At 67.2% G+C, this 25,491-nt stretch carries 23 protein-coding genes; 2 read left to right on the top strand and 21 right to left on the bottom strand.

Annotated elements, in window-relative coordinates; all coding sequences use genetic code 11:
* Nucleotides 1-119: 119 nt before the first annotated feature.
* The 15 genes from HMPREF1138_RS08585 to HMPREF1138_RS08515 form a co-directional block, all read right to left on the bottom strand.
* On the bottom strand, nt 120-2,324 hold the full coding sequence (locus tag HMPREF1138_RS08585; protein WP_039937652.1) for a YhgE/Pip domain-containing protein: 2,205 nt from the start codon (nt 2,322-2,324) through the stop codon (nt 120-122).
* Nucleotides 2,321-5,137 (bottom strand): YhgE/Pip domain-containing protein, encoded by a 2,817-nt coding sequence (locus HMPREF1138_RS08580; protein ID WP_039937651.1) that lies wholly within the window; start codon nt 5,135-5,137, stop codon nt 2,321-2,323. The genes HMPREF1138_RS08585 and HMPREF1138_RS08580 overlap by 4 nt, the downstream gene beginning before the upstream one ends.
* Nucleotides 5,138-5,155: 18 nt before the next feature.
* Entirely contained in the window at nt 5,156-5,683 is a 528-nt protein-coding gene (smpB, locus tag HMPREF1138_RS08575; RefSeq protein ID WP_009058738.1) for an SsrA-binding protein SmpB, read from the bottom strand.
* Between the two features lie 87 nt (nt 5,684-5,770).
* A complete protein-coding gene (locus HMPREF1138_RS08570; protein ID WP_009058778.1) occupies nt 5,771-7,045 on the bottom strand; it encodes a M23 family metallopeptidase in 1,275 nt (424 codons plus the stop codon).
* A gap of 5 nt (nt 7,046-7,050) precedes the next feature.
* Nucleotides 7,051-7,965, bottom strand: coding sequence for a permease-like cell division protein FtsX (gene ftsX, locus HMPREF1138_RS08565; protein ID WP_009058785.1), 915 nt, complete (start codon nt 7,963-7,965; stop codon nt 7,051-7,053).
* Between the two features lie 5 nt (nt 7,966-7,970).
* Nucleotides 7,971-8,660 (bottom strand): cell division ATP-binding protein FtsE, encoded by a 690-nt coding sequence (gene ftsE, locus HMPREF1138_RS08560; protein ID WP_009058736.1) that lies wholly within the window; start codon nt 8,658-8,660, stop codon nt 7,971-7,973.
* 190 nt (nt 8,661-8,850) lie between these two features.
* Entirely contained in the window at nt 8,851-9,972 is a 1,122-nt protein-coding gene (prfB, locus tag HMPREF1138_RS08555; RefSeq protein ID WP_009058786.1) for a peptide chain release factor 2, read from the bottom strand.
* A gap of 138 nt (nt 9,973-10,110) precedes the next feature.
* Complete coding sequence (gene gdhA / locus HMPREF1138_RS08550) at nt 10,111-11,472, bottom strand: NADP-specific glutamate dehydrogenase (protein ID WP_009058784.1); 1,362 nt, start codon at nt 11,470-11,472, stop codon at nt 10,111-10,113.
* 85 nt (nt 11,473-11,557) lie between these two features.
* Nucleotides 11,558-11,983: a hypothetical protein gene (locus HMPREF1138_RS08545; RefSeq protein ID WP_009058769.1), complete on the bottom strand. Its 426-nt coding sequence runs from the start codon at nt 11,981-11,983 to the stop codon at nt 11,558-11,560.
* The gene (locus HMPREF1138_RS08540; RefSeq protein WP_009058774.1) at nt 11,976-12,374 is read right to left on the bottom strand and encodes a hypothetical protein; all 399 of its coding nucleotides are present in this window, start codon (nt 12,372-12,374) and stop codon (nt 11,976-11,978) included. The genes HMPREF1138_RS08545 and HMPREF1138_RS08540 overlap by 8 nt, the downstream gene beginning before the upstream one ends.
* Nucleotides 12,371-12,760: a hypothetical protein gene (locus HMPREF1138_RS08535; RefSeq protein WP_050981250.1), complete on the bottom strand. Its 390-nt coding sequence runs from the start codon at nt 12,758-12,760 to the stop codon at nt 12,371-12,373. The genes HMPREF1138_RS08540 and HMPREF1138_RS08535 overlap by 4 nt, the downstream gene beginning before the upstream one ends.
* Entirely contained in the window at nt 12,732-12,902 is a 171-nt protein-coding gene (locus HMPREF1138_RS11420; protein WP_009058766.1) for a hypothetical protein, read from the bottom strand. Before HMPREF1138_RS11420 ends, HMPREF1138_RS08535 begins: the two co-directional genes overlap by 29 nt.
* Nucleotides 12,903-12,929: 27 nt before the next feature.
* Nucleotides 12,930-13,826, bottom strand: coding sequence for a type II secretion system F family protein (locus HMPREF1138_RS08525; protein ID WP_009058759.1), 897 nt, complete (start codon nt 13,824-13,826; stop codon nt 12,930-12,932).
* Nucleotides 13,823-14,689 carry a type II secretion system F family protein gene (locus tag HMPREF1138_RS08520; protein ID WP_009058763.1) on the bottom strand — a complete coding sequence of 289 codons (867 nt, stop codon included), beginning with the start codon at nt 14,687-14,689 and terminating at the stop codon, nt 13,823-13,825. The genes HMPREF1138_RS08525 and HMPREF1138_RS08520 overlap by 4 nt, the downstream gene beginning before the upstream one ends.
* The gene (locus HMPREF1138_RS08515) at nt 14,686-15,900 is read right to left on the bottom strand and encodes a CpaF family protein (protein ID WP_009058764.1); all 1,215 of its coding nucleotides are present in this window, start codon (nt 15,898-15,900) and stop codon (nt 14,686-14,688) included. Before HMPREF1138_RS08515 ends, HMPREF1138_RS08520 begins: the two co-directional genes overlap by 4 nt.
* 143 nt (nt 15,901-16,043) lie before the next feature.
* Between HMPREF1138_RS08515 and HMPREF1138_RS08510 the strand changes: the two genes are divergently transcribed.
* Complete coding sequence (locus tag HMPREF1138_RS08510) at nt 16,044-17,276, top strand: phosphotransferase (protein WP_009058768.1); 1,233 nt, start codon at nt 16,044-16,046, stop codon at nt 17,274-17,276.
* 129 nt (nt 17,277-17,405) lie between these two features.
* On the opposite strand, the gene HMPREF1138_RS08505 is transcribed toward HMPREF1138_RS08510, so the two are convergent.
* From HMPREF1138_RS08505 to rfbA, 3 genes are read right to left on the bottom strand one after another with little or no spacing between them, the layout of a single operon-like run.
* Nucleotides 17,406-17,801: a DUF2304 domain-containing protein gene (locus HMPREF1138_RS08505; RefSeq protein WP_009058740.1), complete on the bottom strand. Its 396-nt coding sequence runs from the start codon at nt 17,799-17,801 to the stop codon at nt 17,406-17,408.
* A complete protein-coding gene (locus tag HMPREF1138_RS08500) occupies nt 17,798-18,553 on the bottom strand; it encodes a glycosyltransferase family 2 protein (RefSeq protein ID WP_009058755.1) in 756 nt (251 codons plus the stop codon). The genes HMPREF1138_RS08505 and HMPREF1138_RS08500 overlap by 4 nt, the downstream gene beginning before the upstream one ends.
* On the bottom strand, nt 18,554-19,426 hold the full coding sequence (gene rfbA / locus HMPREF1138_RS08495; protein ID WP_039937659.1) for a glucose-1-phosphate thymidylyltransferase RfbA: 873 nt from the start codon (nt 19,424-19,426) through the stop codon (nt 18,554-18,556).
* Nucleotides 19,427-19,622: 196 nt separating this feature from the next.
* Between rfbA and HMPREF1138_RS08490 the strand changes: the two genes are divergently transcribed.
* On the top strand, nt 19,623-21,050 hold the full coding sequence (locus HMPREF1138_RS08490; RefSeq protein WP_009058753.1) for a sugar nucleotide-binding protein: 1,428 nt from the start codon (nt 19,623-19,625) through the stop codon (nt 21,048-21,050).
* A 564-nt stretch (nt 21,051-21,614) separates the two neighbouring features.
* On the opposite strand, the gene HMPREF1138_RS08485 is transcribed toward HMPREF1138_RS08490, so the two are convergent.
* The 3 genes from HMPREF1138_RS08485 to HMPREF1138_RS08475 all read right to left on the bottom strand — a co-directional run.
* On the bottom strand, nt 21,615-22,400 hold the full coding sequence (locus HMPREF1138_RS08485; protein ID WP_155887160.1) for a hypothetical protein: 786 nt from the start codon (nt 22,398-22,400) through the stop codon (nt 21,615-21,617).
* A gap of 188 nt (nt 22,401-22,588) precedes the next feature.
* Entirely contained in the window at nt 22,589-24,664 is a 2,076-nt protein-coding gene (locus HMPREF1138_RS08480) for an N-acetylmuramoyl-L-alanine amidase (RefSeq protein WP_039937647.1), read from the bottom strand.
* 186 nt (nt 24,665-24,850) lie between these two features.
* The coding region (locus HMPREF1138_RS08475) for a glycosyltransferase (RefSeq protein ID WP_009058748.1) at nt 24,851-25,491 on the bottom strand (641 nt) is incomplete at its 5' end.

The raw sequence follows: 25,491 nt of genomic DNA, 5'->3' as shown, positions 1-25,491 counted from the left end.
CCACACGTCAAGGGAAAACAGGAGCCACCCGGGCGACCACGCGGAACCCCGAGAACCGGCCACTGCCTCGTCCCCGACGGAGCCCACCAGAGCCCCAGAGGCACCCGACAGCGCAAGCCTCACAGCAGCTTCGTCGCCTCCAACTTCTCCACCATGCGCCGATTCTTGCGCACCAGCAGCGGGCGCAAAGCCAGCCCCAGGAACGCGGCGAACAGGATGAAGGAAGCCAGGAACCACATGGCGTCCCCGTACTCGTGGCCCGAATACCCGGCGATTGACGCACGCAGCGCCGTGATCGCGTGCGTGGCCGGCAAGAACGGCGACACCGACGAGAAGAAAGACGGCAGGATCGCCAGCGGGAACGCTCCCCCGGCACCCGAAATCTGCAGGACGAGGAGCAGCACCCCCAAGGCCTTGCCCGCGTTCCCGAACGTCGCGATGAACGTGTACAGCAGGAACGAGAACACGACGGCCGTCAGCCACAAGGTCCCCATAAACTCCAGCGGGTGCGCGTGCTGGACCTTCAGGAAAAACAGGTCCCCCAGCCCCACCAGGGTCGCCTGGGCCAGCGCGATCGTCCCGAAAATCAGGTAGCGCCCCAAGAATCCCGTCGCCAGTCGAAGCGGCTTCGCCGTGAGCGTGGCGCGCAACGGGTCGTCCTCGGCCAGCCCCTCCACGACGTTGGAATCCGTCACGTCCGAACGCATGGACACGACCATGAGGATGGAGCCGACCCACAGGGCCAGGATCGTGTACAGGGGCGCCATCTGGGAGCCGAAGTTCGCCACGGGGAACACCGGGACGGTATCCACGCCGACGGGCGCCGCGAGAGCGGCCGCCAGTGCCTCGGGATTATTCCCGATGACCGTGCGAAGAGTCGACAGGTCCCCACCCTCCAGGGCCTCACTCAGCGACGAGTGCAGGGAGTCCATCTTGTCCGCGGCCTCACGCAGCTCCGAGGCCGCCGAGTTCAAGCTGTCACGCAGGCCGCTCAGCCTCTCTCGCGCGCTCCCGGCCCCATCCGACGCGGTGGACGTCGCCGTCTCAAGCGAGGAACGCACCGACGACAGGGACGTCTGCGCCGAGGACAGGGTCCCCGCCAGGGAGTCGAGCTGCGGCTTCAGGTTGGTGTCGTAGTCGCTCGACAAGCCGTCGATGGCCGAGCGAGCATCCGCGATCAGACCGTTCACGGAGTCGTGGTTGGTGGCCGCGTTCGCCGACTTATCGTCAAGGTCGCTGGCAGCGCTACGAAGGTTCGTCGCCAACGTGTGCAGGCGGTCGGCCGCGCCCTGAAGCCGGTCGAGGGAGGCCTGCGAGACGGGCGAACCGGGCAGATGAGCCAGCGTCGACTCGATCGACTCGTAGGAGGTGGCGTGCGTGTCCAAGGCGTCCGCCTGGGAACGCAGGGACGTAGCCGCATCCGACACGCTCGTCTGGCCCGAGGAGTACACGCTCTCCACCGCCGCCGACAACGAATCGAGCGAACTCCTCGACGAGTCGATAGCGTCCGACACGGAGGCCACGGCTGCCGTCGCGGAGGCCGCGAGCCCGCTGGCGCCGCTGCCCGCGCTCGCCTGGGCGTTGGTCGCGGAAGACTTCGCGCTGCCCACACCCGCCACGAGCGCACTCGTCGAATCAATCATGGCCAGCGACGAGCCGGCCAAGGACGAGTAGGACTGCGCGGAATCGGCTGCCGTGCGTAGACGCGACGCGACCGTCTGCACGCGCGTATCCAGCGCGGACACGGTGCTCACCGCGGTCGGCGACGACAGGACATCCCCGATGGAAGAGGCCGTATCGAGCGCGACTTCGGCCAGCGTCTGAGTGAAGATCTGATTCACCTGGGCGCTCACGGCCTCCGCCCCCTGACCGGCGAGCTTGGGGCTGATGCCGTTCTTCTTTTCGTTGACGTAGTAGGTCATCGGGGCGCTCGTCGCCTCCCCGTCGAAGAAAGTCAGCATGTCCTTCGAAAACTCGGCGGGGATAACGATGGCCGCGTAAAACTCGCCCGAACGCGTCCCCTCGACGGCCTGATCCTCCGTGGCGATCACCCAGTCGAAGCTCTCGTTTTTACGCAGAGCCGAGACGACCTGGTCGCCGATGTTGAGATGCAGCGGCACGAGGTCGGACTTGTAGCCCTCGTCCGTGTTCGCGATCGCGATGCGCAGGGACCGCGTATTGCCAAAAGGATCCCACGAGGCCGCGACGTTGAACCAGGTAAACAGGGAGGGGATGACGACGAGCCCGAAGGTCACGACGCTCGCGATGAGCGAGCGGCGCGCGCGACGCAGGTCGGCACGGTAGATGGCCCACATGGTTCTCACTTCGCGTCCTCCTCGCCCTCGGCGCCGTCAGGTGTATCAACGAGGCCGGGGTCGGGACCGTCGATCTCGTCGCTTTGCGCTGTCCGTTCCTCATCAACGAGGCCGGGGTCGGGACTGTCGGTCTTCTTTCCTTGCGGGGAACGCGCGGTGTCGGCAGAGCCCTGGGAGTCCTCGTCCACGGCTTCCCCAGTGACATCATTGCCGTGCTCGGCGTCGTAGTGAGCGAGGGAGGCCTCCAAGGCCGAGGAAATCGACGCGCTCACGGCGGCCGCACCGAGCGCGATACGCGAGCGGGCGCCTTGCACGCGGCGGGTCAGCAAGGACCGGACGTCGCCCTCGTCCATCGCGCCGAGGAGCTGCTGACGCTCCAAGGCCTCGCGCACGTACTGCAGGCCGATCAGGAACATGATGACGAGGAGGACCCACACGATCCAGGCGCCCAGCACGACCGGCACATCGGCGGCGTTCGTCACCGACAGGACCGCAAGAGTCACCGGCACGATGACGCCGACAACGATCGACACGCGGCGAATCCTCGGGTAGCGGCGCTCAAAGCGGGAAGCCCGAGAACTCACCGAGCGCTGGAAACCATCGTGATCCGCCAGGGCCGCCACGATCTGGCTGAGGCGATAGCGTTTGGAGGGGACGCGCGTCGCCTCGGCGAGGAAAAGACCGGAAGAAGCCAGATCGCGGGTGACCATGGCATTCAAGTTGACCAGGAACGGACGCAGCGCCAACCCAATGGCGAAGGCAACCAGCGCCTGCAGGCCGAGAACCGCCAGGCACGCCAAGTAGGCGTGTCCGTAGAACCCCGCGACAGTCTCACGAAGTGCGTTGATCCCGTATGTGAAGGGGAGTACGGGGTGCAGAAAACGGAAGAAGGAAGGCAACATCTCGATCGGATACAGGCCGGCCGATCCGGGAATCTGCATGACCATGATAACGACGCACAGGCCCTTGCCAATGTGCTGGAAGCACGTCGAGAGCATGTACACGATCGAGGTGAACACCAGCGAAATCATGATGGATGTGCCGACAAAAGCAGGACGAGAGACAGTCTGGACGCCGATGATCAGATCACCGGTCGATACAACGAGCGCCTGGATGACGCCGAAGGAGGCGAGCAGCATCCATCGGCCCATGTACTTGGCGGCCGACGATGTCGGGCCGATGCCCTCTTCATCCACGTCGAGCTTGAGAAGGAGGACGAGCGAAAACGCGCCGATCCACAGGGCCAGGTTCGTGAACAAGGGCGCCATCGCCGACCCGTAGGAGGCCACCGGGTACACCGCCTGGGTCTCAATCGAGGTCGGCGACGCCATGAAGGACGCGATCGAGGCCGCGTTGGTCCCCAGGGTTTCTGACAGGTCGCGCAGCGTATTCGAGGAGGCCACCGACGATATGTCCGTCGACACCGTCTCCAGGTCCGACTTGATGGCGCTGACGTTGGTCGCGCTGGTCGACGTCGACTTCTTCGCGTCATCCAGGAGAGAATCGAGCTGATCCAGCAGGCTCGAGACCTGATCGCGCTGGCCGCGCAGGGTATCCAGGGATCCGCGCATCGACGAAGAGGCGCTCGAGAAATCGTCCAGGGCGCTCGACAGCGTCGGGACCTGGCCAGAAACCCCCGCGCGCGCGTTCGACACGGAGGTCTGCACGGACGAGGCGGCGCTCGAGGCCGACGAGAGCGCCGTCGAGATCGAGGTCGAAGTGGTGGACAGGTCAGAGTTCAGGGTCGTCAGGTCGCTCAGGGCAGTAGACAGTGCGCTGTTCTGGCTGCTCAGGTCGCTCAGGGCGCTGCCCGCGACGGGAAGGTTGCCCACCCCGGCCGCGTTCAGCTCGGACAGGACGGATCCAAGAGAGTCATTAATCGACGTGCCCTCCGACAGGAGCCCGTCGATCCTGCCCGACGCCCCCTGCACGACGCCGTCCATGCTCCCCGCGTCGGCCGACAGGTCGGCCATCGCGCTCGACGTGGTGGAGGAGAGCCCGTCAAGGACCCCGCCCATCTGGCCCGAGAAGTCCGCCAGGGAGGAACGCGCATCGGTCACCAGCTCATCGGCCTGGTCAAGGGACGAGGACAGATCCGCGGCCGCCGAGTCCAACTCCGTCAGGGTCGTGCGGGCCGAGGACACCGACGCCTTCGCCGAGTCGATCGTCGCGCCCATGCCGTCCAGGCTGCTCGACGCGCTCGCCAGCTTCGACGAGGCCTCCCCCAGCGACGCCGTCAGGTCCGATCGGGCCTGGTCAGCCCGGTCCGCGAGACTCACCCCGGCCTCGGACGCCTTCTCAGATAGCACCTTCGCGACCGCGGACACGAAGGTCGAGTTGATCTGGCGGTCCAGCGCCGTCGCGCCCGCCCCCGTGATCTTCGGGGCCACCGCGTTATTCTTCTCGTTGACGTAGTACTGGATGTTCGGCTGGACGTAGGTGCCGTCGACGATGCCCGTCAGGTCACGCGAGAAGGAGGCCGGGATGACGAACGCAGCGTAGGAGTCACCGCGTTCGACCTCTGAGCGCGCCTCATCGGCGCTCACGAAGTGCCAACCCAGCTGATCGTTTTGCTTCAGCTGCGTCTCCAACATCGCACCGACGTTCACCGTGCCGAGCTTGTCCTTGGTCGCCCCAGCGTCCTCGTTGGCCACGGCCACGCGAATGTGGGAGGTCTGCGAATACGGATCCCAAAACCCCACGATGTTGAACCACGCGTAGAGCGCGGGCACGAACGCCATACCAACGATGACAATCCAGGCGACCGGAACACTCACCAGCCTACGAAGATCACGGCGAAAAATCCTGACGGAACCTCGCACGAAATCGCCTTCTTTCCCCTACCTGCGGGCCTGCTTCACGTAGCGGCGCATCGCTCGCTCAGCCTCGCGCTGATCCTGCTTCTCTCGCAGCGCCTGACGCTTATCCCACTCCTGCTTGCCCTTAGCCAACGCGACCTCAACCTTGACGCGCCCGCCGATGAAATACAGCTCCAGCGGGACGATCGTGTAGCCCTTCGCGGCCACCCGATCCTGCATGCGGTTAATCTCCGCGCGATGCAGCAAGAGCTTGCGCTTGCGCGTGGGCGCGTGGTTCGTCCACGAGCCCTGCGAGTACAGGGGGATGTTAGCGCCGTACAACCACGCCTCACCCCCGTTGATCTCGACCCAGGCGTCCACGAGGGACGCACGGCCCATGCGCAGCGCCTTCACCTCGGTGCCCATGAGGGCCAGGCCGGCCTCCCACGTATCCTCGATCGTGTAGTCGTGGCGCGCCTTCTTGTTACGGGCGATCGTCTTCTTCGCGTCGGAGGCGGCCTTGGCGCGCTGGCCCTCCGTCGGCTTGGGCTTCTTCCATTCCTTGGGCATGCTGCCTCCCTCCAGACTCGCCTGTCCGCTCAGTATGCGGAAAGACCCCCGTAGCGCAAACGCTACGAGGGTCCATCCTAACGCGGATTACAAATAATCCATCGGTTCAACATAGCTTCCGTTCTGAAGAACACCGAAATGCAGGTGGCAGCCGGTCGCGTAGCCGGTCGACCCGACCTCGCCGAGCGCGTCGCCCGCGTTCACGTACTGCCCCGGGGACACGTACTGGGCCTGCATGTGCAGGTACTCGGTGATGACGGAATTGCCGCCGACGATGCCGTGGTTGATGTCCACGTAGTTGCCGGCCGACACGTCCGCCGACACGGCGTTGACGTAGCCCGAAGCCACCGCGCGGATAATCATGCCGCAGTCGGCGGCCATGTCAGTGCCGGAGTGGCCCTTCATGACGCCGAGGACCGGGTGGTAGCGCATGCCGAAGGGGCTGGTGACCACGATCGGGATGTCGAGGGGGTTACGGAAGCCCGAGGCCGACACGTAGGAGGCGCCCGAGGCGCGGTTTGCCTCGTCGATGGCCGCCAGCTCGGAGCTGCGAGCCTGATAGTCGGCCTCCGCCTGGTCGAGCGAGGCCTGCACCTGGCCCTTCTGCGAATCCCACTGGGACTGCTTAGCCGAGGCGTCCTCCTTCAGCTTGTTGAGCTCGGTGAGCTTGGAGTCGGCGTCGTCCTTCGCGGACTGTGCCTCGGTCTCCGCCTGCGCGGCCTTCTCCTCGAGGTCGGAGATGCGCTCCGTGATCGCGTCCTGACGCGTGGACTGCGTGCGCTGGGAGGAGGACACGTCCAGCGCCGAGGTCATGGTCTGGTTCTCCGTGCGCAGCGCCATGTCGGCGGCTGCGGCGCGTTCGGTAATGGACTCGGTCCCGCCGGCCGTCAGGGCCACGGCGACCGGATCCACGTTGCCTTCGCGGTACTTGCGGCGCACCAGCTCCCCGATGGCCGCCTGCGCGTCGCTGGCCTGGGTGGTGGCGGCGCTGAGCGAGTCGTCGATGCGTGCCTGTTCGCCTTGTGCGGCGCTCAGCTCGCCCAGGATCGTCGTGTGTTCGCGGGACTTCTTGTCATAGTCGGCCACCGCCGCGTCGTAGGCGGCCTGCGCGCCCGGAATCTGAGCGTTGAGGTTCTGCAGGTCGATGAAGACCTGCGCCAGCGACGCGTCGATACCCTCCAGCTGGGACTGCAGGGCGTTGACCGTGGCCTGGGCCTCAGCGGCGGCGTTCGCCGCTGCCTCGCGATCATCATCCGCGCGAGCGGGCAGCGCCTGACTCATCGCGGTGAGCGAGGCGAGCGCAAGAGCCAGGGCACCCAGTCGCAGGGCGGCTGTGCGGGAACGACGAGGAGAACGGGCCATGAGACTCACGCTTTCGTGTACTTCGCGAGCGAGAACGCCGAGGCGATTACCGCCAGCGCCACCGCCGCCAGGACCAGGATCGGCGTCATGATCGCCACCTCGCCCATGCCAATAAAGTTCGTCCAGCGGAAGGACGGAGCCATCCATCCCTGGACGACAAAATGCACGCCCGCGAACAGCGAGGCAATCGCGAAGGCCGCGCCCACCAGCGCGGCGAGCGCCCCCTCGATCATGAAGGGCGCCTGAATGAACAGGTTCGACGCGCCCACGTAACGCATGATTTGGGTTTCTTGCTCACGGCTCATCGCGCTCAGGCGAATCGTCGTCGAGATCAGCAGGATCGCCGCGACGACCATGATCGCGCCGAGGCCCAGGGCCGCCGTGCGGGCGGCTCCCAGCACGCGGAAGAGCGGCTCGACGACCTCACGCTGATCGCGCACCTCGGACACGCCGGCGGTCCCGGAGAATTCCTCCTTGATCACCGAGTACTGCTCGGGGTTGACCAGCTTGATACGGAAAGCGAACTGGAGCATGTCCGGCGTGGTCCACTGCGTGAGCGCGTTGTTGCCGTTGAGGCGCTGGAAGTTCTCGTAGGCCTCTTCCTTCGTCTCCTCGTACACGTTGGCGACGTAGGGTGTCATCTCGGCGGAGGCCAGCTTCTGGCGCACCGCGTCGATCTGCGCGTCGCTCGCCTCGGTCGCGTTGCAGTTCGGGGCGGCGTCGTTGATGGCACACATGTAGATCGTGACCTCGATCTTGTCGTACCACTCCGACTTCATCTTGGACACCTGCATCTGCGTCAGGCCGGCGATGCCCACGAAAAGCAGGGACACGAAGGTCACGAGGATGACGGCGACGCTCATCGCGCGGTTACGCGACAGGCCCTTGCCGACCTCGGACAGAATAAAACGAAGCTTCACTGGTCTTACCTCCCGGCCCCGTAGACGCCGCGGTTCTGGTCTCGGATGACGTCGCCGGCCTCAAGCTCGATGACTCGCTTACGCATCTGGTTCACAATGTCCGCGTCGTGGGTGGCCATGACGACGGTCGTACCCGAGCGGTTGATTCGGTCAAGCAGGCGCATGATGCCCAGCGACGTCTCGGGGTCGAGATTGCCGGTGGGCTCGTCCGCGAGCAGCAGCTCGGGGCGGTTGACCATGGCGCGCGCGATCGCGACGCGCTGCTCCTCGCCGCCGGACAGCTCGTGCGGCAGGCGCGATTCCTTGCCGGACAGGCCCACCAGATCCAAGGCGTCCGGGACGGCCGTCTCGATCGCGTGGCGCGGCTTGCCGATGACCTGCATGGCCAGGGCGACGTTCTCGTAGACCGTCTTGGAGGGCAGCAGGCGGAAGTCCTGGAACACCGTGCCGATCTGGCGGCGCAGCTTGGGAACCGCCCACGTGGACAGCTTGGACACGTCCTTGCCGAGCACCCACACCTTGCCGCTCGTCGCCTTCATTTCGCGCATGACGAGCTGCAGGAACGTGGACTTGCCGGAACCCGACTTGCCGACGAGGAACACGAATTCTTCGCGCTCCACCTCCAGCGAGACGTGATCCAGCGCGGGCTGGGCACCTGGCGTGTACACCATGGTGACATCATCAAAACGAATCATGGGACCATCCGATCGGGGTCAATAGTCCCTGCCAGGTTAGGTAACGATCGGGTCACGTCCCGGCTGCGACACGCGGAAAACCGCCGGTGTGTCACTCAGCCCTCCACCCCGGGTGCCTTGGACACGCACGCGGCCCCGGCCTCGTGCATAGATTGACGAGGCTGGGGCCGTTCAGCGCGTGGACGCTCGCTCAGTCCTGGGCGGCCTTCTGCTCGTTCTTACGCCAGCGAATGCCAGCGTTGATGAAGCCGTCAATGTCGCCGTCAAACACGGACTGCGGGTTGCCGGACTCAAACTCGGTGCGCAGGTCCTTGACCATCTGATACGGCTGGAGCACGTAGGAGCGCATCTGGTCGCCCCACGACGCCTTGACGTCACCGGCGAGCTCTTTCTTCTTGGCTTGCTCTTCCTCGTGGCGCAAAACGAGGAGTCGGGACTGCAGGACTCGCAGGGCGGCCGCGCGGTTCTGGATCTGGGACTTCTCATCCTGCATGGACACGACGATGCCCGTGGGGATGTGGGTCATGCGCACGGCCGAGTCGGTCGTGTTCACGGACTGGCCGCCGGGGCCCGAGGAACGGAAGACGTCGACCTTGAGCTCGGACTCGGGGATCTCGATGTGGTCCGTCGTCTCGATGAGGGGGATGACCTCAACGGCGGCGAAGGACGTCTGGCGGCGCCCCTGGTTATCGAAGGGGCTGATGCGCACGAGGCGGTGGGTGCCGGCCTCGACGGAGAGCGTGCCGTAGGCGTAGGGCGCCTGGACCTCGAAGGTCGCCGATTTCAGGCCTGCTTCTTCCGCGTAGGAGGTGTCCATGACCTTCGTCGGGTAGCCGTGACGCTCCGCCCAGCGCAGGTACATGCGCAGGAGGATCTCGGCGAAGTCGGCGGCGTCCACGCCGCCCGCGCCGCTTCGAATCGTGATGACGGCGTTGCGCTCGTCATACTCGCCGTCCAGAAGCGTGCGGATCTCCAGGTCTCCCAGGTCCTTGCGGAGCTTGTCCAGGTCGGCCTCAGCCTCGGCGAGGATGTCGGCGCCCTCATCCGGGTCCTCTGCGGCCATCTCCACCATGGCCTCCAGGTCGTCGATGCGCTCGCTCATCTGCGTGATGCGGTCCAGCTCGCTCTGGCGGTGGCTGAGCGCGCTCGTGACTGCCTGCGCGGCACTCGGGTCGTCCCACAGGTCGGGCGCGGCCGCCTTCTCGTTCAGCTCGGCGATCTGCTCACGCAGTTTGTCCGGCTGAACGACCGCGACGATGTTCTCCATCGTGGTACGCAGGGACGGGATCTCTTCAGAAAATTCAATGGCCACGCACCCAGGGTAGCGGATCGGAAGCCCAACGAGGAACGCGACGCCGCGACGGTGGCGGGACTTACTCCCCCGCTGGCCGCAGATATGACGGCGCCCCGACGCCTGGGAAGACGCCGGGGCACCGAAGAAAAGAACGGATCAGATGAGACCCATCGCGACCATCGTGTCGGCCACCTTGCGGAAGCCCGCCAAGTTCGCGCCGGCCACGTAGTCGCCCGCGACGCCGTATTCCTCGGCGGTGGCGACGGTGTTCGCGTGGATATCGACCATGATCTGGTGGAGCTTCGCGTCGGTCTCCTCGAAGGCCCACTGGGTGCGCCCGGAGTTCTGCTGCATCTCCAGGCCGGAGGTGGCCACGCCGCCCGCGTTGGAGGCCTTGCCGGGGGCGTAGGCGACGCCCGCAGCCTGCAGGGCCTCGATCGCCTCGGGGGTGGTGGGCATGTTCGCGCCCTCGGCGACCAGCTGGACGCCGTTCTTGATGAGGGCCTGGACGCCGGACAGCGGCAGCTCGTTCTGAGTGGCGCAGGGAAGCGCGACGTCACAGGGGACGTCCCAGATGGAGCCGTCGGCAACGAACACGGCGCCGGGGCGCTCTGCTGCGTAGTCGGAGACGCGTCCACGACGCACCTCCTTGACGTCCTTGAGCAGCGCGACGTCGATGCCGGCCTCGTCCACGACGTAGCCGGAGGAGTCGGAGACGGCCACGACGGTCGCGCCCAGCTGCTGAGCCTTCTCGGTCGCGTAGATCGCGACATTACCGGAGCCGGAAACCACGACGCGCTTGCCGTCGAAGCTGGTGCCCTTGGCGGCGAGCATCTCGGCGGCGAAGTAGACCAGGCCGTAACCGGTGGCCTCAGTACGCGCGAACGAACCGCCCCAGGTCAGGCCCTTGCCGGTCAGGACACCCGCGTCGAAACGGTTCTTCAGGCGCTTGTACTGGCCGAACATGTAGCCGATCTCGCGGCCGCCCACGCCGATGTCGCCGGCGGGAACGTCGGTGTCGGGGCCGATGTGGCGGGAGAGCTCAGTCATGAAGGACTGGCAAAAACGCATGACCTCGGCGTCGGACTTGCCCTTGGGGTCGAAGTCCGCGCCACCCTTGCCGCCACCCATGGGCAGGCCGGTCAGGGCGTTCTTGAAGATCTGCTCGAAGCCGAGGAACTTGATGATCGACAGGTTCACGGAGGGGTGGAAGCGCAGGCCGCCCTTGTAGGGGCCGAGAGCGGAGTTGAACTGGACACGGAAGCCGCGGTTCACGTGGATGTTGCCCGAATCGTCGGCCCACGGGACACGGAACTGGAGCTGACGCTCGGGCTCGACGATGCGGTCGATGATCGCCAGGTCGGCGTACTCGGGGTGACGCTCGGCGAGGGGGGCGATGGTCAGGAGGACCTCGTACACGGCCTGGTGGAACTCGGCCTGGGCGGGGTCGCGGCGCTGGACGGATTCGAAAACGGAGGCCAGCGCGGGGGACAGACGAGATGTATCAAAGCTGCTCATGGCCTAAAGTTTACGTTTCGTTTACCCGCGCTTCTGTCGGCATCCCACAATGTGACCGTCGCGCAGAACACCTTTTGCCCGTCCGTCACAGCGGCCGCACCCGCGCGCTCGACGTCCTCTCAAGCTCGGGAACCGCGACGCCCACGAGCACCGGAGGCAGCGCCGACACGCGCGGACGCGCCCTCACGGACACCTCCACCTCCTCACGATCAACCCGAACGTCCGTCACCATCACCCCCTCGCCCACGCGGCACGTCGTGTCGCCCATCGCGTCCAACGCGGCCTCGACCCGCGAGCGTGCCCCGGCCTCGTCGATGCCCGACGCCTGCCCCGCCAGAACCGACGAGGAGGACGCCCCGCCGATGCCCGCCCCCGCCAGCGCGTCCGCGCACGAGACCAGTCGGCGATCCTGGATCGCGACCTGGGTCAGCGTCATCGTCACGAACAGGAGGAGGCAGACGAAGGCGCAGCCGGCGCACATGAGGATCCCGACGCGCCCCTCCTCACCCACCGGCCACCACCTCCCGCACGGGTGCGCTCGCGCTCGACGACACCGTCACGCCGAGCGCCCCCAACCAGGCAGGCATAAACGGCAGGGGGACGCGCACCGAGACGCTCACCTCGATGGCGCCCTCCGACGAGGCGCAGGCCGCGCACGAGGAGGACACCGAGGCCGGGGCGTCCACCCCGAAGTCCTCAACGATCAGCGCGACGGCACGCTCAGCGTCCGCGCGCCGCTCACTGTCCTGCGCGAGGATGCGCGCAGCCTCACGCGCGCCCGCATCCACCGCCATGGCCCCGGCGCTCACCTGGCCGATCGCGAGCACGATGTAGAACACCGGGATAACCAGGACCACGAGGATCCCCAGGAACTCGACGCTGGCGTCCCCGCGCTCGCTCACGGCCCCTCCACCAGAGCCCGGCCGCGCACGGTCATCCATCGCGGCCCCAGGCCTCCCACGAGCGGCAGGCGCGTGCGCACGGTGACGACGAGGACGTCGACCCCCTCGTCGCTGTGACGCTCCACGGCAATCTCGCGGTCCTTCGAGGCGCCCACGAGGGAGTCGAGGAGCTCACTCGTGCGCGCGATCGCCTCCCCCTCGTCACCACCGAGCAAGCCGCCGCGGCGCGCCCCCTCCGACGCCGCGCTCACGCTCATCGTGCGCACGTGCGAGGCGAAGGCCAGTTGGGCGAGCAGGAGAATGAGAAGCACCGCGAGCCCCTGGACGAGGACCGTGGAGACCACCTCAGAGCCGCGCTCAGATGCCGGAAATGGAATCCATCGCACGATTAAAAATCTCCACGAGGCGCTCCGAGGCGACGCCCCAGATCAGGACGACGAGGGCGGCGGTCATCAGCGTAATCAGCACCCAGCCGGGCACATCCCCACGCTCCCCCAGGTCGCGGGAGCGACGTAGCCACTTCTTCATGACGTGTTCCTTTCTCTTCAATGGTTCTTACGGCGCGAAATCCAGGGCGATGAGGCCCGGGTAGAGGGCAAACAGGACGGTGACGGGCAGGATCAGGAAGACGACGGGCAGGAGCATCGCGATCTCGCGGCGGCCGCCCTCCTCCATCAGGGCAGCGAGGGAGCGTTCACGCTGGTCGCGCGCCTGGTCATGCAGGACCGAGGCCAGCGGCGAGCCGCGCTCGATCGCCGTGGTAAGGGTGCGGGCGAGCCTGGTGAGCGCCGGAGAGTCGGTGCGTTCGTCGAGCTGGGCGAGGGCACGCACCGAGGGCATGCCGTTGCGGATGTGGCCCGCCGTGAGCACCAGTTCCGCGCCCAGGGGGCCGCCGGCGCACCCGGCGACGCGCTCGATGGCGGCGGGAATCGACTCCCCGGCGGCAACCGCGAGCGCGAGGAGCTCCGCGCAGTCGGGCACGGCGGCGTCGATCGCGCGCTGGCGGCGTCGTGCCCGCAGGGTGAGCGCCCGGTCCGTGCCGGTCAGGCCGATGAGGGTGCCCACGAGCGCGCATGCGCACAGGGGAATGAGGGAGGCGCGCAGGGAGGATGCGGGGCGGGCCGTGAGTGCCAGGCAGGAGAGGATCAGCCCGGCGATGCCGGCGGCGGCTTGGCGCAGACGGAAGAGGCCGACCTCTGGGGCCATGCCCGCCAGGGCGAGTCGGCGCGCGACCGATTCGCTGGTGGATCCCAGGGAGTCCAGGGCCGAGGCCCAGGCGCGCCGGGCCCATCGGGCGAGCTGGGGCGGGGCCTCCTCGCTGACCCGCCCCTGGGCGACGCGGGCCGCGAACGACAGGTGGCGCGTGGCCAGGGACCGCCAGATAAGGGCGATTCCGCCGACCAAGAGGAGTGCCACGAGGACGTCCAGGGCGCGCAGGGTCCAGGGGTTCACAGCGTCCCTCCCAGGTTTCTGGGATCCGTGCTGAGCCTGCCGAGGGCCTTCATCGCCAGGTAGGCGATGATGCACACTCCCGCACCCCCGACGAGCACGGCGATGCCTCCGGGCGAGTTCCACACGTTCGCGCTCGCGCCGCCTCCGGACAGGAGAAGCAGGACGATCCAGGGGGCAGCCAGGCCCAGGCGGGCCGCCCCCACCGTCCAGGACTGGCGGGCCTCGAGCTCGCCGCGCACGCGCGCGTCCTCGCGCAGGAGGGTCGCCAGGTCCTGGAGGAGGCGCGTCAGGTCGGCGCCGCCCACAGAGCGGGCGACGCGCAGGGCCTCGACGATGCGGTCGGCGACGGGGTCCGCAACCTCGTCCTTCATTCGGTCCAGCGCGCTGGCGAAGCGCCCGTTAGCGCTGTAGTCGCGGGAGAAAGCCTCGAAGGCGAAGCGCACGGGGGCCGGTCCCTCTTCGGCGAGGTCGCACAGGACCTGGGGCAGGGACGTTCCGGCGCGCACTGCCGACACCATGGCGTCGATGACCTCGGGCCAGGCGGCCCGCACGGCCTTGGCTCGGGTGGCCACGCGGGAGACAACCCAGGCGTAGGGCAGGAATGACATGCCGACGGAGACGATGGCGGCGACCGGCCAGGCCCCGGTGAGCGCCAGGACGACAACAGCCACGAGCGCGCCGAGGGCGATGCTGAGCAGGGCGAGGCGGGCGGCCGTCAGCCCCGGAACGTGCGCCCTCTCGACGTCCTCTCGCAGGCGCCGCCACGGCCCCCACGGCGCGCGCGGCGGGGGCGGCGTGAGGCGCGAGAACACGACCAGCACGAGGCCGATCCCAAACACAAGGCCGCACACGAGGGAGATCACAGCTCGCCCCGATCCAGCAGGGAGGCGAGGTCAGACCCGGCCGCCGCGAAGCGCTCGTGCAGGTCGAGGCCGCCCGGACCCCGCTCGCATCTGCGGCCATCGAAGGTGAAAAGCGTGGCCGTTTCGATCCGGTTGCCTTCGACGCGCCCGGGCACAGCGAGGACCTCGGCGACGTAGCGCTGCCCACCACGGCCTCGTTCGACGTGACACACGAGGTCGATAGAGGAGGCGAGCGTGGGCGTCACGAAACCCGTCGTGACGTTATCGCCCGCCAGGAGCGGCAGGATCGAGAGCTTATCGAGGGCCTCGCGCGCCGAGTTCGCGTGCACGGTCGCCATGCCTGGCACGCCCGCGTTGAGGGCGACGAGCAGGTCGAGGGCCTCGGGGCCTCGCACCTCGCCGACGATCAGGTACTCGGGTCGCATGCGCAAAGACTCGCGCACGAGGTCTCGCAGGGTGATCTCCCCCGTCCCCTCCGCGGCCGGCGGGCGCGTCTGCATGGCCACGTGATCCCAGTTCGCCAGCCCCAGTTCGAAGACCTCCTCGCAGGAGATGACGCGCCGCGAACGCGGCAGCTCTCCCGCGAGCGCGCGCAGCAGCGTCGTCTTGCCCGCCTGCGTGCCACCCGAGACCAGGACAGACAGGCCCACGCACACGGCGGCTGCCAGGAAATCCCGCATCGGCGGGGGCACCATGTCGACGGCCACCAGGTCCTCCAGGGTGCGGGCGCGCTGGATGTGCTTACGGATGTTGACGCTCCACGAGCGTCCAGTCACCGGCGGGATCACGACGTGCAGGCGCTCTCCCCCGGCGAGCATCGCGTCCACGAAGGGACTGGACAGGTCGAGACGCCGCCCCGAGTGATGCAGCATCCGTTCCACGAGGGCGCGCACGTCCTCGTCCGTGAGGATCAGGCTCGTCAGCTCAGCGACGCCACCGCGGGCCACGAACACGCGCGAGGCCGAGTTGATCCAGATTTCCTCGACGCCGGGGTCGTCCATGAGCGCCTGCAGCGGGCCGAGCCCGCAGATGTCGTCCATGAGGTCCGCTTCGACCTGTTCGCGCTGCGTGGGCAGCATGTCGGGGGAGTGGGCGTCGATGGCGCGGTCGATGAGGGCGCGCACCACCTTCGGGTCGCGCGCCGCATCGATGCCGCCCGCGGCCAGACCCTCTCGCACCCGCGCCGCAAGTGCGCGCGTCACGGCTTCCATCGCTGAGCCTCCTCGCTACAGACAAAGCCAATGTGTCGAAAGTAACAGAGTTTTTGAGAAAGGAACAAACTCGCTATCCCACAATCGAGCCCCCACCCGCGCGGGGACGCACGCCCGGGCCCGCGGCGCGATACGTTAAAGCAATGACGACCCCGAAGAGCCCCCTCGAATTGGCCGCCCTGGCCACCTCCGCCGTGCCCGGGATGCGCGTGAGCGCGCTGCGACCGCCGTCCTACAGCGACGAGCTCTCCTCCGTCACCGGCATCGAAGACGCGGCCGGCAACCGCTGGATCGTCACCTGCCCCCACGAGGAGGTCTCCGGCCCCGCCCTCGAAGCGACCTCCGGCATCCTCGACCGCCTCGGACAAGCCTACGAGCACGACTACATTCCCTTCGACGTCCCACGCCTGGCCGGACAAGCCAAAGTCAGCGGCGGCGCGAGCGTCTACGTGCACCGCGACCCGGGCGGACACGCGCCCACGCCCGAGGAACTCGACTCCGACCTGCTCCTGCCCGCCTCGCTCGGGCGAGCCCTCGCCGCCCTCCACAACCTGCCCGAGACCGTCTTCTCCGCGATCGGGCTGCCGACCTACACGGCGATCGAATGCCGCGACCGCAACCTCGCCCTCCTCGATGAGGCCGCCCGCGAAGTCACGATCCCGCCCTCGCTGTGGAGCCGCTGGGAAGCAGCCCTCGAAGACGTCTCCCTGTGGCGATTCCCCTCCGCCCCCATCCACGGCGACATCCAGGAACGATGCCTGTCCGTCCAGCGCGGCTCCGTCCTGGCGATCGGCGGCTGGACCAGCGCCCACGTGGGCGACCCAGCCCTCGACATCGCATGGATCCAGGCCACCGCCTCCGACAACTTCCTCGAGCGCTTCCGCGAAACCTACGGCCATGAGCGCCGCGCCACCGACCTGCACGTCTTCACGCGCGCCCAGCTCCTGAGCGAAATCGCGCTCGTGCGCTGGCTCGTCCACGGCCTGCACGCCGAAGACTCCTCCGTCATCGACGAGGCCCGCGCCATGATTGCCGACCTGGCCACCGACCTCGACGGGGAGCCGCTGCTGCCCTCGCACGCCACCGCCATGGGAGCTCACTCCTCCGCCGAGGCCTCCCCCGTCTCCCAGGAACCCGCACAGCCCCGCTCCACCGACGCGCAGGCGTCGACCGACTCGCGGCCCATCAAATGGCGCGACCGCTCCACAGTCTCCGAACGGGACACCACCGCACAAGAAGGCGACACCGGCGCGGCGACCATGCCCGTCTCCCGCCCCGCCTCCGCCGTGTCCCGCAAGCTCGCCGAGGGGGAAGTCGACCCCGCCGCACCGACCGAACGCCTGCGCCTCGGCCCCGACGGCACCCTCCTGCGCTAACCGCACACCCCACGGGCCCACGCCACGGGCACGCAGACGCAACAAACCGGGGTCCGTCAGGTTGACACCCGACGGACCCCGACCTCGTCTGGCGAGCCGACCGACGGCTCACGCACCGCGGCTATCGCCTCAGCGCGGCTCCTCATCTGCCGACGAGAGGCGAGCCTCCAGAGCCGCCACACGCCCCTGCAGATCCTCGACCTGGAGGCGCAGGATCGCGGCCTCCTCGGTCAGACGGCGTCGATCTTCATCCGCGCGCGACAGATCCACCGAAAAACGCAGGGACAGCAGCAGCAGGACGACACCCGCCACGAAGAAGCCCAGGTTCAGCGGCACGACCACGCCCAGGTGGAAAGCGGTCCACTTCAAGATCGGCGGGAAGATAGACAGCAGCGCCGTGAAGAAAGCGATGCAGTACCACCACAGGCCGTAACGCTCCTTCAGGCCCGAATTACGCATCTTGACGAACACCATCACCAAGATGATGATCGCGAACACCAATCCCAGCAGGTAGGTGGGGCTCATGCGTTCTCCTCCCGCGTCTGGGCGACCTTCTCGCCGGGGCGCGACAGGGACACCGCGAGGGCCATCGTCGCGCGCACCAGGAAGAGCGCCGATTTGATCGGATTGTGCGACGGTTCGCCGCCCGCGCGCGGGTGCATCTGCACGCCCACCTCGCGCACCACCAGGTGCGAGCGGGCCGCGATGACGAGCGCGCCGATCGTGTCGCCCAGGTACTCCGCCGGGTAGTTGTGCGCGAACAGCGACAGCGCACGCGGGCCGTAGAGCTTGAACCCACTGGTCGTATCACTCAGACGCGTCTTACACACGCGCGAGAGGATGAACGAGAACAGGTTCATCGCCCACTTGCGCGGACCTCGCGCCCGGTAGTCGCCCTTGCCCGCAAAACGCGACCCGATCACCACGTCCGCGCCCTCGAGGGAGGCCTTCTCAATGAGAGTCTCGATCTCCGTCGGGTCGTGCTGGCCGTCCGCGTCGAGCTGGCAGGCGTAGTCGTACCCCATGCGCTGGGCGTACTGGAAGCCGGCGCGCATAGCGCCGCCAACCCCCAGGTTCAGGGGCAGGTCGAGCACGGCCACGCCCGCCGCGCGCGCAATGTCAGCCGTCGCGTCCGTGGACCCGTCGGATACGACCAGGATGTCCGCGAAGGACGGTTTCTCGACCTTCACGGACTCCAAGACCTCTGAGAGCACCTCCTCCTCGTTCCACGCGGGGATGACGATCAGGAGGCGCGAATCAGCACTCGGGCGCGACACTCAGCGATCCTCACGGTTGAGGAGCTCGAGCAGGTAGGCACCGTAGCCCGACTTGACCAGGGGCTCGGCGCGCTGGCGCAGGCCCTCGTCGTCGATGAAGCCCATGCGCCACGCGACCTCTTCGGGGGCGCCGATCTTCATGCCCTGGCGGGCCTCGACCGTGCGCACGAAGGCCGTGGCATCGGCGAGCGAGTCGAAGGTACCGGTGTCCAGCCACGCGGTGCCGCGCGGGAGGACCTCAACCTTGAGCTTGCCGGCCTCGAGGTAGGCGCGGTTGACGTCGGTGATCTCGTACTCGCCGCGCGCGCTGGGCTTGAGGTTGCGGGCGATGTCGACCACGTCGTTGTCGTAGAAGTACAGGCCGGGCACGGCGTAGTTGGACTTGGGCTTGTCCGGCTTCTCCTCGATCGACAGGGCGTTGAATTCATCGTCGAATTCCACGACACCGTACGCGCGCGGGTTGGAGACGTGGTAGGCGAACACGGCGCCGCCGTCGGGGTCGACGTGGCGACGCAGCTGCGCGCCCATGCCGGGGCCGTAGAAGATGTTGTCGCCCAGGACCAGGGCGGCGCTGTCGTTGCCGACGTGGTCCGCGCCGAGCACGAAGGCCTGAGCCAGGCCGTTGGGCTCGTGCTGGACGGCGTAGGAGATGTTGACGCCGAGCTGGCTGCCGTCACCGAGCAGGCGGTGGAAGGACGGCGCGTCGTGCGGCGTCGTGATCACCAGAACGTCGGAGATGCCGGCCAGCATCAGGGTCGACAGCGGGTAGTAGATCATCGGCTTGTCGTAGACAGGGACCAGCTGCTTCGATGTCCCCAGCGTGATCGGGTTCAGTCGGGTTCCCGACCCGCCTGCAAGGATGATGCCTTTCATGTTGCCTCCGCTTCCCGGCGCGTCCTCGTGTGGGTCGCGCATCAGTGACAATTATCCCTATCCGTGGCTATTTTTCCACAACTGAGGCCCCTTGCGCGCCCATGGGGCGGCGCACACCCCCAGCGCAGGGCAGATCGGATAGTATTTATGTGGAATGTTGCGTCCGCACACAACCAACGCACGTAAAGGAAGAACCATGGCGCCCACCGCTAAGCCCCTGGGGATTACGACCACTCCGATCCCCGGCTTCTTGCGCATTGATCTGACTGTTCACGGCGATAACCGAGGCTGGTTCAAGGAGAACTGGCAGCGCGAGAAGATGGTCGCGCTGGGCCTGCCGGATTTCGGCCCCGTGCAGAACAACATTTCTTTCAACGACGAGGTCGGGGTGACCCGAGGTATCCACGCGGAGCCGTGGGACAAGTTCGTCTCGGTCGCCACGGGCCGCGTCTTTGGCGCGTGGGTGGACCTGCGCGAGGGACCCTCGTTTGGAACCGTGTACACCACGATCATTGATCCGGGTGTCGCCGTCTTCGTCCCCAAGGGCGTGGGCAACTCCTACCAGACGCTGGAGCCGAACACGGCGTACACGTACCTGGTGAACGACCACTGGTCGCCCGACGCCCGTTACACGTTCCTCAACCTGGCGGACGAGACGGCCGCCGTGGATTGGCCGATCCCGCTCGAGCAGGCGATCTTGTCGGACAAGGACAAGGCTCACCCGCGAATGGCGGACGTGACGCCGTTCCCGGCCCCGGTCCCCGCCGGGCGCCGCGCCCTCGTGACGGGCGCGAATGGCCAGCTGGGACGCGAGCTGATGCGCGCCCTGCCCGAGGCGGGCTTCACGGTCACGGGCGTGGATCTGCCGGAGGTGTCGATCTCCGACGCCGAGGCGGTGGCGGCGCTGCCGTGGGATGACATCGATGTCGTGATCAACGCGGCCGCGTGGACGAACGTGGACGGCGCTGAGACTCCCGAGGGTCGGCGCGCGACCTGGCAGGCAAACTCGACGGGCCCGGCCGTTCTGGCCCGCGAGGCGACGGCTCACGGCGTCACGATGGTCCACATCTCCACGGAGTACGTTTTCGATGGCACGCAGGACGTGCACCTCGAGGACGAGGATCCCTCTCCCCTGGGCGCATACGGCCAGTCGAAGGCGGGTGGCGACGCGGCGGTGGCCTCGACGCCGAAGCACTACATCGTGCGCACCTCCTGGGTGGTGGGCGACGGCAAGAACTTCCTGAAGACCATGGCCTCCCTGGCCGATCAGGGCATCTCCCCCTCGGTGGTGTCCGACCAGGTGGGTCGCCTGACCTTCACGTCCGACCTGGCGCGCGGCATCATTCACCTGCTGACCACCGGTGCCGAGTTCGGCACGTACAACCTGTCGGGCGAGGGCCCGGTGATGAGCTGGGCGCAGGTCGCCAAGCGCGTATTCGAGCTGCGGGGACGCAACCCGGAGGATGTCACGCCCGTGACCACGGAGGAGTACTTCGCGGGCCGCGAGGTCGCTCCGCGCCCCCTGTCCTCGGTCCTGGATCTGACGAAGATCAAGGCCACCGGCTTCACGCCCGAGGACTCTTCGCAGCGCATCGACCCCTACGTCGCGTCCCTGCGCGGCTGACTTGTGTTGCAGTGAGGCCCCGGGCACCGACAGGTGCTCGGGGCCGTTGTTATCTCCGCGCTCACTGCGTGCGCGTGGGGCTACGGGGGCTGCCCGCATAGCCGGGGCTTCCCGCGCATACCCTAGGGGCGACGGTTGCACATGGGGGCGGCGTATCTAGATAGGTTACGAACATCCGGATAGGTAACGAACATCCGGATAGGTAACGAACATCCGGATAGGTAACGAACATCCGGATAGGTAACGAACATCTGGATAGGTTATTAACCTATCCGGATGCGCACAACCTATCCGGATGCGGGCAACCTATCCAGATGCGGGCAGCCCACCGCTGACGAGGGCGCGTGCCGCCGCTGTACGGCAGAACCTATCCGCGTAGGGGCAGCCCTCCGGCATCAGGTTTGTGGGGCAGCCGAGCGAGGACAGCCTATTCATTTGTGTACAACCCCTCCACGCGTGAGCCGTTGGCGACTGAATCGCTGAGGGCTCATACCCGTCACGATGGCACAACAACGATCGATGATGAGCGGTGTCCCTCGCAGCCATCGCGTCACGGGGATCGGGCTAGGCGATATCCGGGGAATAAAGCACGCCTACCTGCAGGCGCCCCACATAACGCTTTCCCTTCATCTCATCAACATCGTCTTGCTCGGGGTGTGGAACGGGAATCCGGACGCGAGAACTGTAGGGCGAGGACGCTTCAGGACAGACGAGTTCCCATTCACGGCTGGGGTCGACCTCCCAGGACCCCAGGATCACGTGACGGCTTCCCGTTAAAACGGCGACGAGCCGCCTAATCTTGGGGCGCTTGTCAGGCGCGACGTTCCAGGCCTGAGCGGCTCGCTCGATAAACACCTCGCCGGGATTGCCGCCGAATGCCGAGGCGCGCCCCTCGAGAGAATCCGGAGTGATGGGCACAATGATCGTCCCCTCCATATCATCCTGAAAGACCTCATCATCGCGCGTGAAAATCGCCGGCCCCAGGTGCTTGCTCGTCTTCGTCCCCGCAATGTTCGTGACCATCTTGTCATCCTCGTTGAACAGCTCGTCCTCGTCCTCAGCGTCATAGATCGGATCCAGCCCCATGAGAGAGGCGACGTGGATGGCGATAGCCTCGGCCTTGAGCGCGTCCTCGCGGCTCGAAAACGGCTCAAGGGTCTGGCGGATGAGTGTCCCTTCCGCATCGCGGAGCCTCTCGGCGTCGGGATTGTGTTGCTCAAACACGCGCCCCATGCGCTCACCGATCCCAATGTAGATGGGCCTGCGCTCCTCCTCGTCGCCGCGAGGCGCACCCTCATAGATGTACAACCAGGTTTCTGTGGCCATTGCACTCTCCTTGTCGATAGACACACGCTGTCTTTCTCATTCCAATCATAGGGCACATCGCTTGCCATGTTGCCCGAATGAAGCTATCCGCCCTAATTTGACAGATGCGACGTGCACCCCCGCGCAACCTCGACCAGAGCCCACGAACGCCGAGGCCGGGGCCAGCCGCGCTCAACTGCGCAACTGACCCCGGCCTCGTCACTGAAGAACTCTCAGAAGTACGTGTTCATCATGGACACCAGGTCGTCTCCGTACCCGCGGGCAGCCGCCCAGCCGGTGCGGTTCGGGTTCTCCTGGATACCCAGGTATTCGACGACGGGGGCGGCGCCCTTGCGCACGTAGGTGAAACGCGGGTCCACGACCGGATTCGCCAGGGACGCGGTCGTCACGTTCGGGTCCGCGTAGGCGCGCAGGTGCTGGACCTGGGCGCGGATGCCGGTACGAACGTCGGGGAAGGAGGCGCCCTGCGCGCCGCCGCCGACCGCGCCGATGCCGGAGAAGTTGAACTGGCTAACGCTCACGTCGCCGCCGAAGCCCAGCCAGCCCGTCTCCTTCATGGACTGGACGAAGACCAGCTCGGGGGAGACACCCTCGGCCACGGCCTCGTCGTAGACGATGCCCGCGAAGTCGCGGATCGTCGGCGCGCCGCCGGAAGCCAGGGCGGACGGGTACGTGCTACCCGCCGAGTTCCAGGCACTCACCATGTCGTCGATAACCTCCGAGCGCGAGGCCATGGGCGCAGTCATGATGAGGCGCTGACCGGCCGCGTTCGTCACGGAATCGGCCCGCGAGGCGGAACGGGAGGCGGCATCCGCTGCCGGTGCGCCAGCGCCGTCCGCGTAACCCAGCCACGCGCCGGAGGAGGCGAAGGAGGAGGCCCGACCCTCAACGGTCACGGTACCGGTGGCCATGGCTCCCGAGGAGGGGTCCAGCCAGTACCACGTGTTGCCATCGAGCAGCCAGCCCGTCATCATCGCGCCGGAAGAACGCATGTAGTACCAGACACCGCCGACCGTCACCCAGCCCTTCTTCATGGTGCCCTCGCCGTCCAGGTAGTACCAGGACCCGCGGTCGAGCAGCCATCCGGTGGCCATGACGCCGTTGGCGTGCATGTAGTACCACTCGTTGTCGTCCTCGGTCAGCTGCCAGCCGGTGAGCATGCGTGCGTCGTCATCGAAGAGGTACCAGTCGCCGCCGACCTTCGTCCAGCCCACGGCGGCCGCGCCGGAGGAGCCCAGCCAGTACCAGTCGTTGCGTTCCTTGAGCCAGCCGGTGGCCATGACGCCGTCGGAGCCGAGGTAGTACCAGGAGCGCCCGTCCTTGATCCAGCCGGTGGCCATGTCACCGTCGGGACGCAAGTAGTACCACTTGTCACCGTCCTTCTTCCAGCCCGTCACCATCGCGGTGGAGTCGTCGAAGAAGTAGCGGCGTCCGTTGATGGTGGACCAGCCGCGGATCGTGCGACCGTCGGATCCGGCCCAGTACCAGCGGCCGCCGGCGTTGAACCAGCCGGTCTTGGCGGCGCCGTCGCGCACGAAGCGCCAAGAGTCACCCGACTTCTCCCAGGCGCCCTTGCTCAGCCCGTAGGTCTGGGCGATGCCGGTCGCGTCGGCGACGCCGAGGGAGTGCACGAAGTTCGGGTCACGCAGGAGCTGCGCGTCCGACGTGGAGGTCACGAAGGCGTGCTCGACGATGATGCCGGGCATGTTTTCCTCGCGGGCCTGGCGGATGATCGCGTAGTAGTCGCCCGTGGAGCCGTCCGGGTAGTCGTAGTACGGGTTGTCGCGGGTCTTGATGCCGCGGTCGGCCAGGCCGAGGGAGGTCAGCTGGTCCTCGATGTTGGTGGAGAGCTTGCGGCCCTGCGTGTGGGTCGCGTAGTTGTACGAGGAGGAGTTGCCGTACCAAACCTCGGCTCCGCGCGCGATGGGCGAGCCGGAGTTGAAGTGGATCGACACGAGGGCGTCGGCATCGGCGGCTGCGGCCATCTGGACGCGGCTGGACAGGTCGTCGCTCAGGTTCTCCGAAGGCCTGGTGTCGCTCGTTCGGGTCATGACGACGGTGACGCCGTCGTAGGTCTCGAGCTCCTCTTTGAGGGCCAGGGAGACGGCGAGGGTCAGGTCTTTTTCTTGCAGGCCGTTGGCGACCGCGCCAGGGTCGGAACCCCCGTGCCCGGGGTCGATGGCGATGATGATGCCGGTGGCCGCCTGGGCGGGAGGCACGAGGGCCGCAACGGCGGCGCCGAGTGCCATGGTGAGCCCGGCTGCGAGTTTCCTCCACGGGGAGCGCATAGTCATCCTTCGAGTTGCTAATGTGACAACCGGGATTTTAGTTACTTATGTTGTAACTGTAAACATGAAAATAGTTACACGCGCAAACAGATATGAACCGAAACGATAATGTGGCGGATTCTGAGACGAGGCAGGGACAATCCCCGAACAGCAGAAACCCACGGCCCCACCCGCGATCGAAGCCTCTCAGAGCGCCGAACGAACCACCGCAGCCGCCGCGCGCGAGGAAGCCGAGACCGAGCGATGCTCGCGCACCCATGCCCGCACCCGTTCCTCCCCCACCCAGTTCAGCGTGCCCGACGCGACGGCGACCATGGCCTCGGCGACCTGATCGGCGTCGAGCCCACAGGCCGCCCCGAGCCCCGCCTCGCGCACGTCGCGCCCCGCCTGCCCCGGGCCGGCGTAGATGACGGGGGTCCCCTGCGCCAGGGAGGCCAGGATCTTCGTCGGGTAGGCGTAGTCGTAGCCGCCCGGACGCAAAGAAGCCAGCGTCGCGCTAGCTCGCGCCATCCAGCGGTCGGCCTCCTCGGCGCTGACGGCGGGGATCAGCTCGACTCCGGCCACGCGCCGCGCACGCTCGGCCAGATCCTCCCAGCCGCTCCCCTGCCCGACAAACACGAGGCGCGCATCCCCGAGCCGCTCACGAGCCCTCTCAAAAGCGTCGATGAAGACCTCGGGGGCCAGCCAGTGGGCGATCGTGCCCGCGTAGACGAAGACGGGCCCGCCGCAGGTGGGGAAACCCTCGGGGACGCCGGCGGCCACGGCCTCGGGCACGCGTACCCCGTTGGGGACGACGGCGACGTCGGCTGCGCCCAGGTCCCGCGCGC

Origin of the sequence: Actinomyces sp. ICM58 (assembly GCF_000283035.1) — a bacterium.
Classification (GTDB): domain Bacteria; phylum Actinomycetota; class Actinomycetes; order Actinomycetales; family Actinomycetaceae; genus Pauljensenia.
This window is presented reverse-complemented; position numbering and strand designations above follow the sequence as displayed.

Bases quoted from the DNA above. Each gene is read 5' to 3' on its own strand.
- smpB (WP_009058738.1), bottom strand. From the start codon at position 5,683: ATGCCCAAGGAATGGAAGAAGCCCAAGCCGACGGAGGGCCAGCGCGCC.
- HMPREF1138_RS08570 (WP_009058778.1), bottom strand. From the start codon at position 7,045: ATGGCCCGTTCTCCTCGTCGTTCCCGCACAGCCGCCCTGCGACTGGGT.
- ftsE (WP_009058736.1), bottom strand. From the start codon at position 8,660: ATGATTCGTTTTGATGATGTCACCATGGTGTACACGCCAGGTGCCCAG.
- gdhA (WP_009058784.1), bottom strand. From the start codon at position 11,472: ATGAGCAGCTTTGATACATCTCGTCTGTCCCCCGCGCTGGCCTCCGTT.
- HMPREF1138_RS11420 (WP_009058766.1), bottom strand. From the start codon at position 12,902: ATGAAGAAGTGGCTACGTCGCTCCCGCGACCTGGGGGAGCGTGGGGAT.
- HMPREF1138_RS08515 (WP_009058764.1), bottom strand. From the start codon at position 15,900: ATGGAAGCCGTGACGCGCGCACTTGCGGCGCGGGTGCGAGAGGGTCTG.
- HMPREF1138_RS08510 (WP_009058768.1), top strand. From the start codon at position 16,044: ATGACGACCCCGAAGAGCCCCCTCGAATTGGCCGCCCTGGCCACCTCC.
- HMPREF1138_RS08505 (WP_009058740.1), bottom strand. From the start codon at position 17,801: ATGAGCCCCACCTACCTGCTGGGATTGGTGTTCGCGATCATCATCTTG.
- rfbA (WP_039937659.1), bottom strand. From the start codon at position 19,426: ATGAAAGGCATCATCCTTGCAGGCGGGTCGGGAACCCGACTGAACCCG.
- HMPREF1138_RS08490 (WP_009058753.1), top strand. From the start codon at position 19,623: ATGGCGCCCACCGCTAAGCCCCTGGGGATTACGACCACTCCGATCCCC.
- HMPREF1138_RS08480 (WP_039937647.1), bottom strand. From the start codon at position 24,664: ATGCGCTCCCCGTGGAGGAAACTCGCAGCCGGGCTCACCATGGCACTC.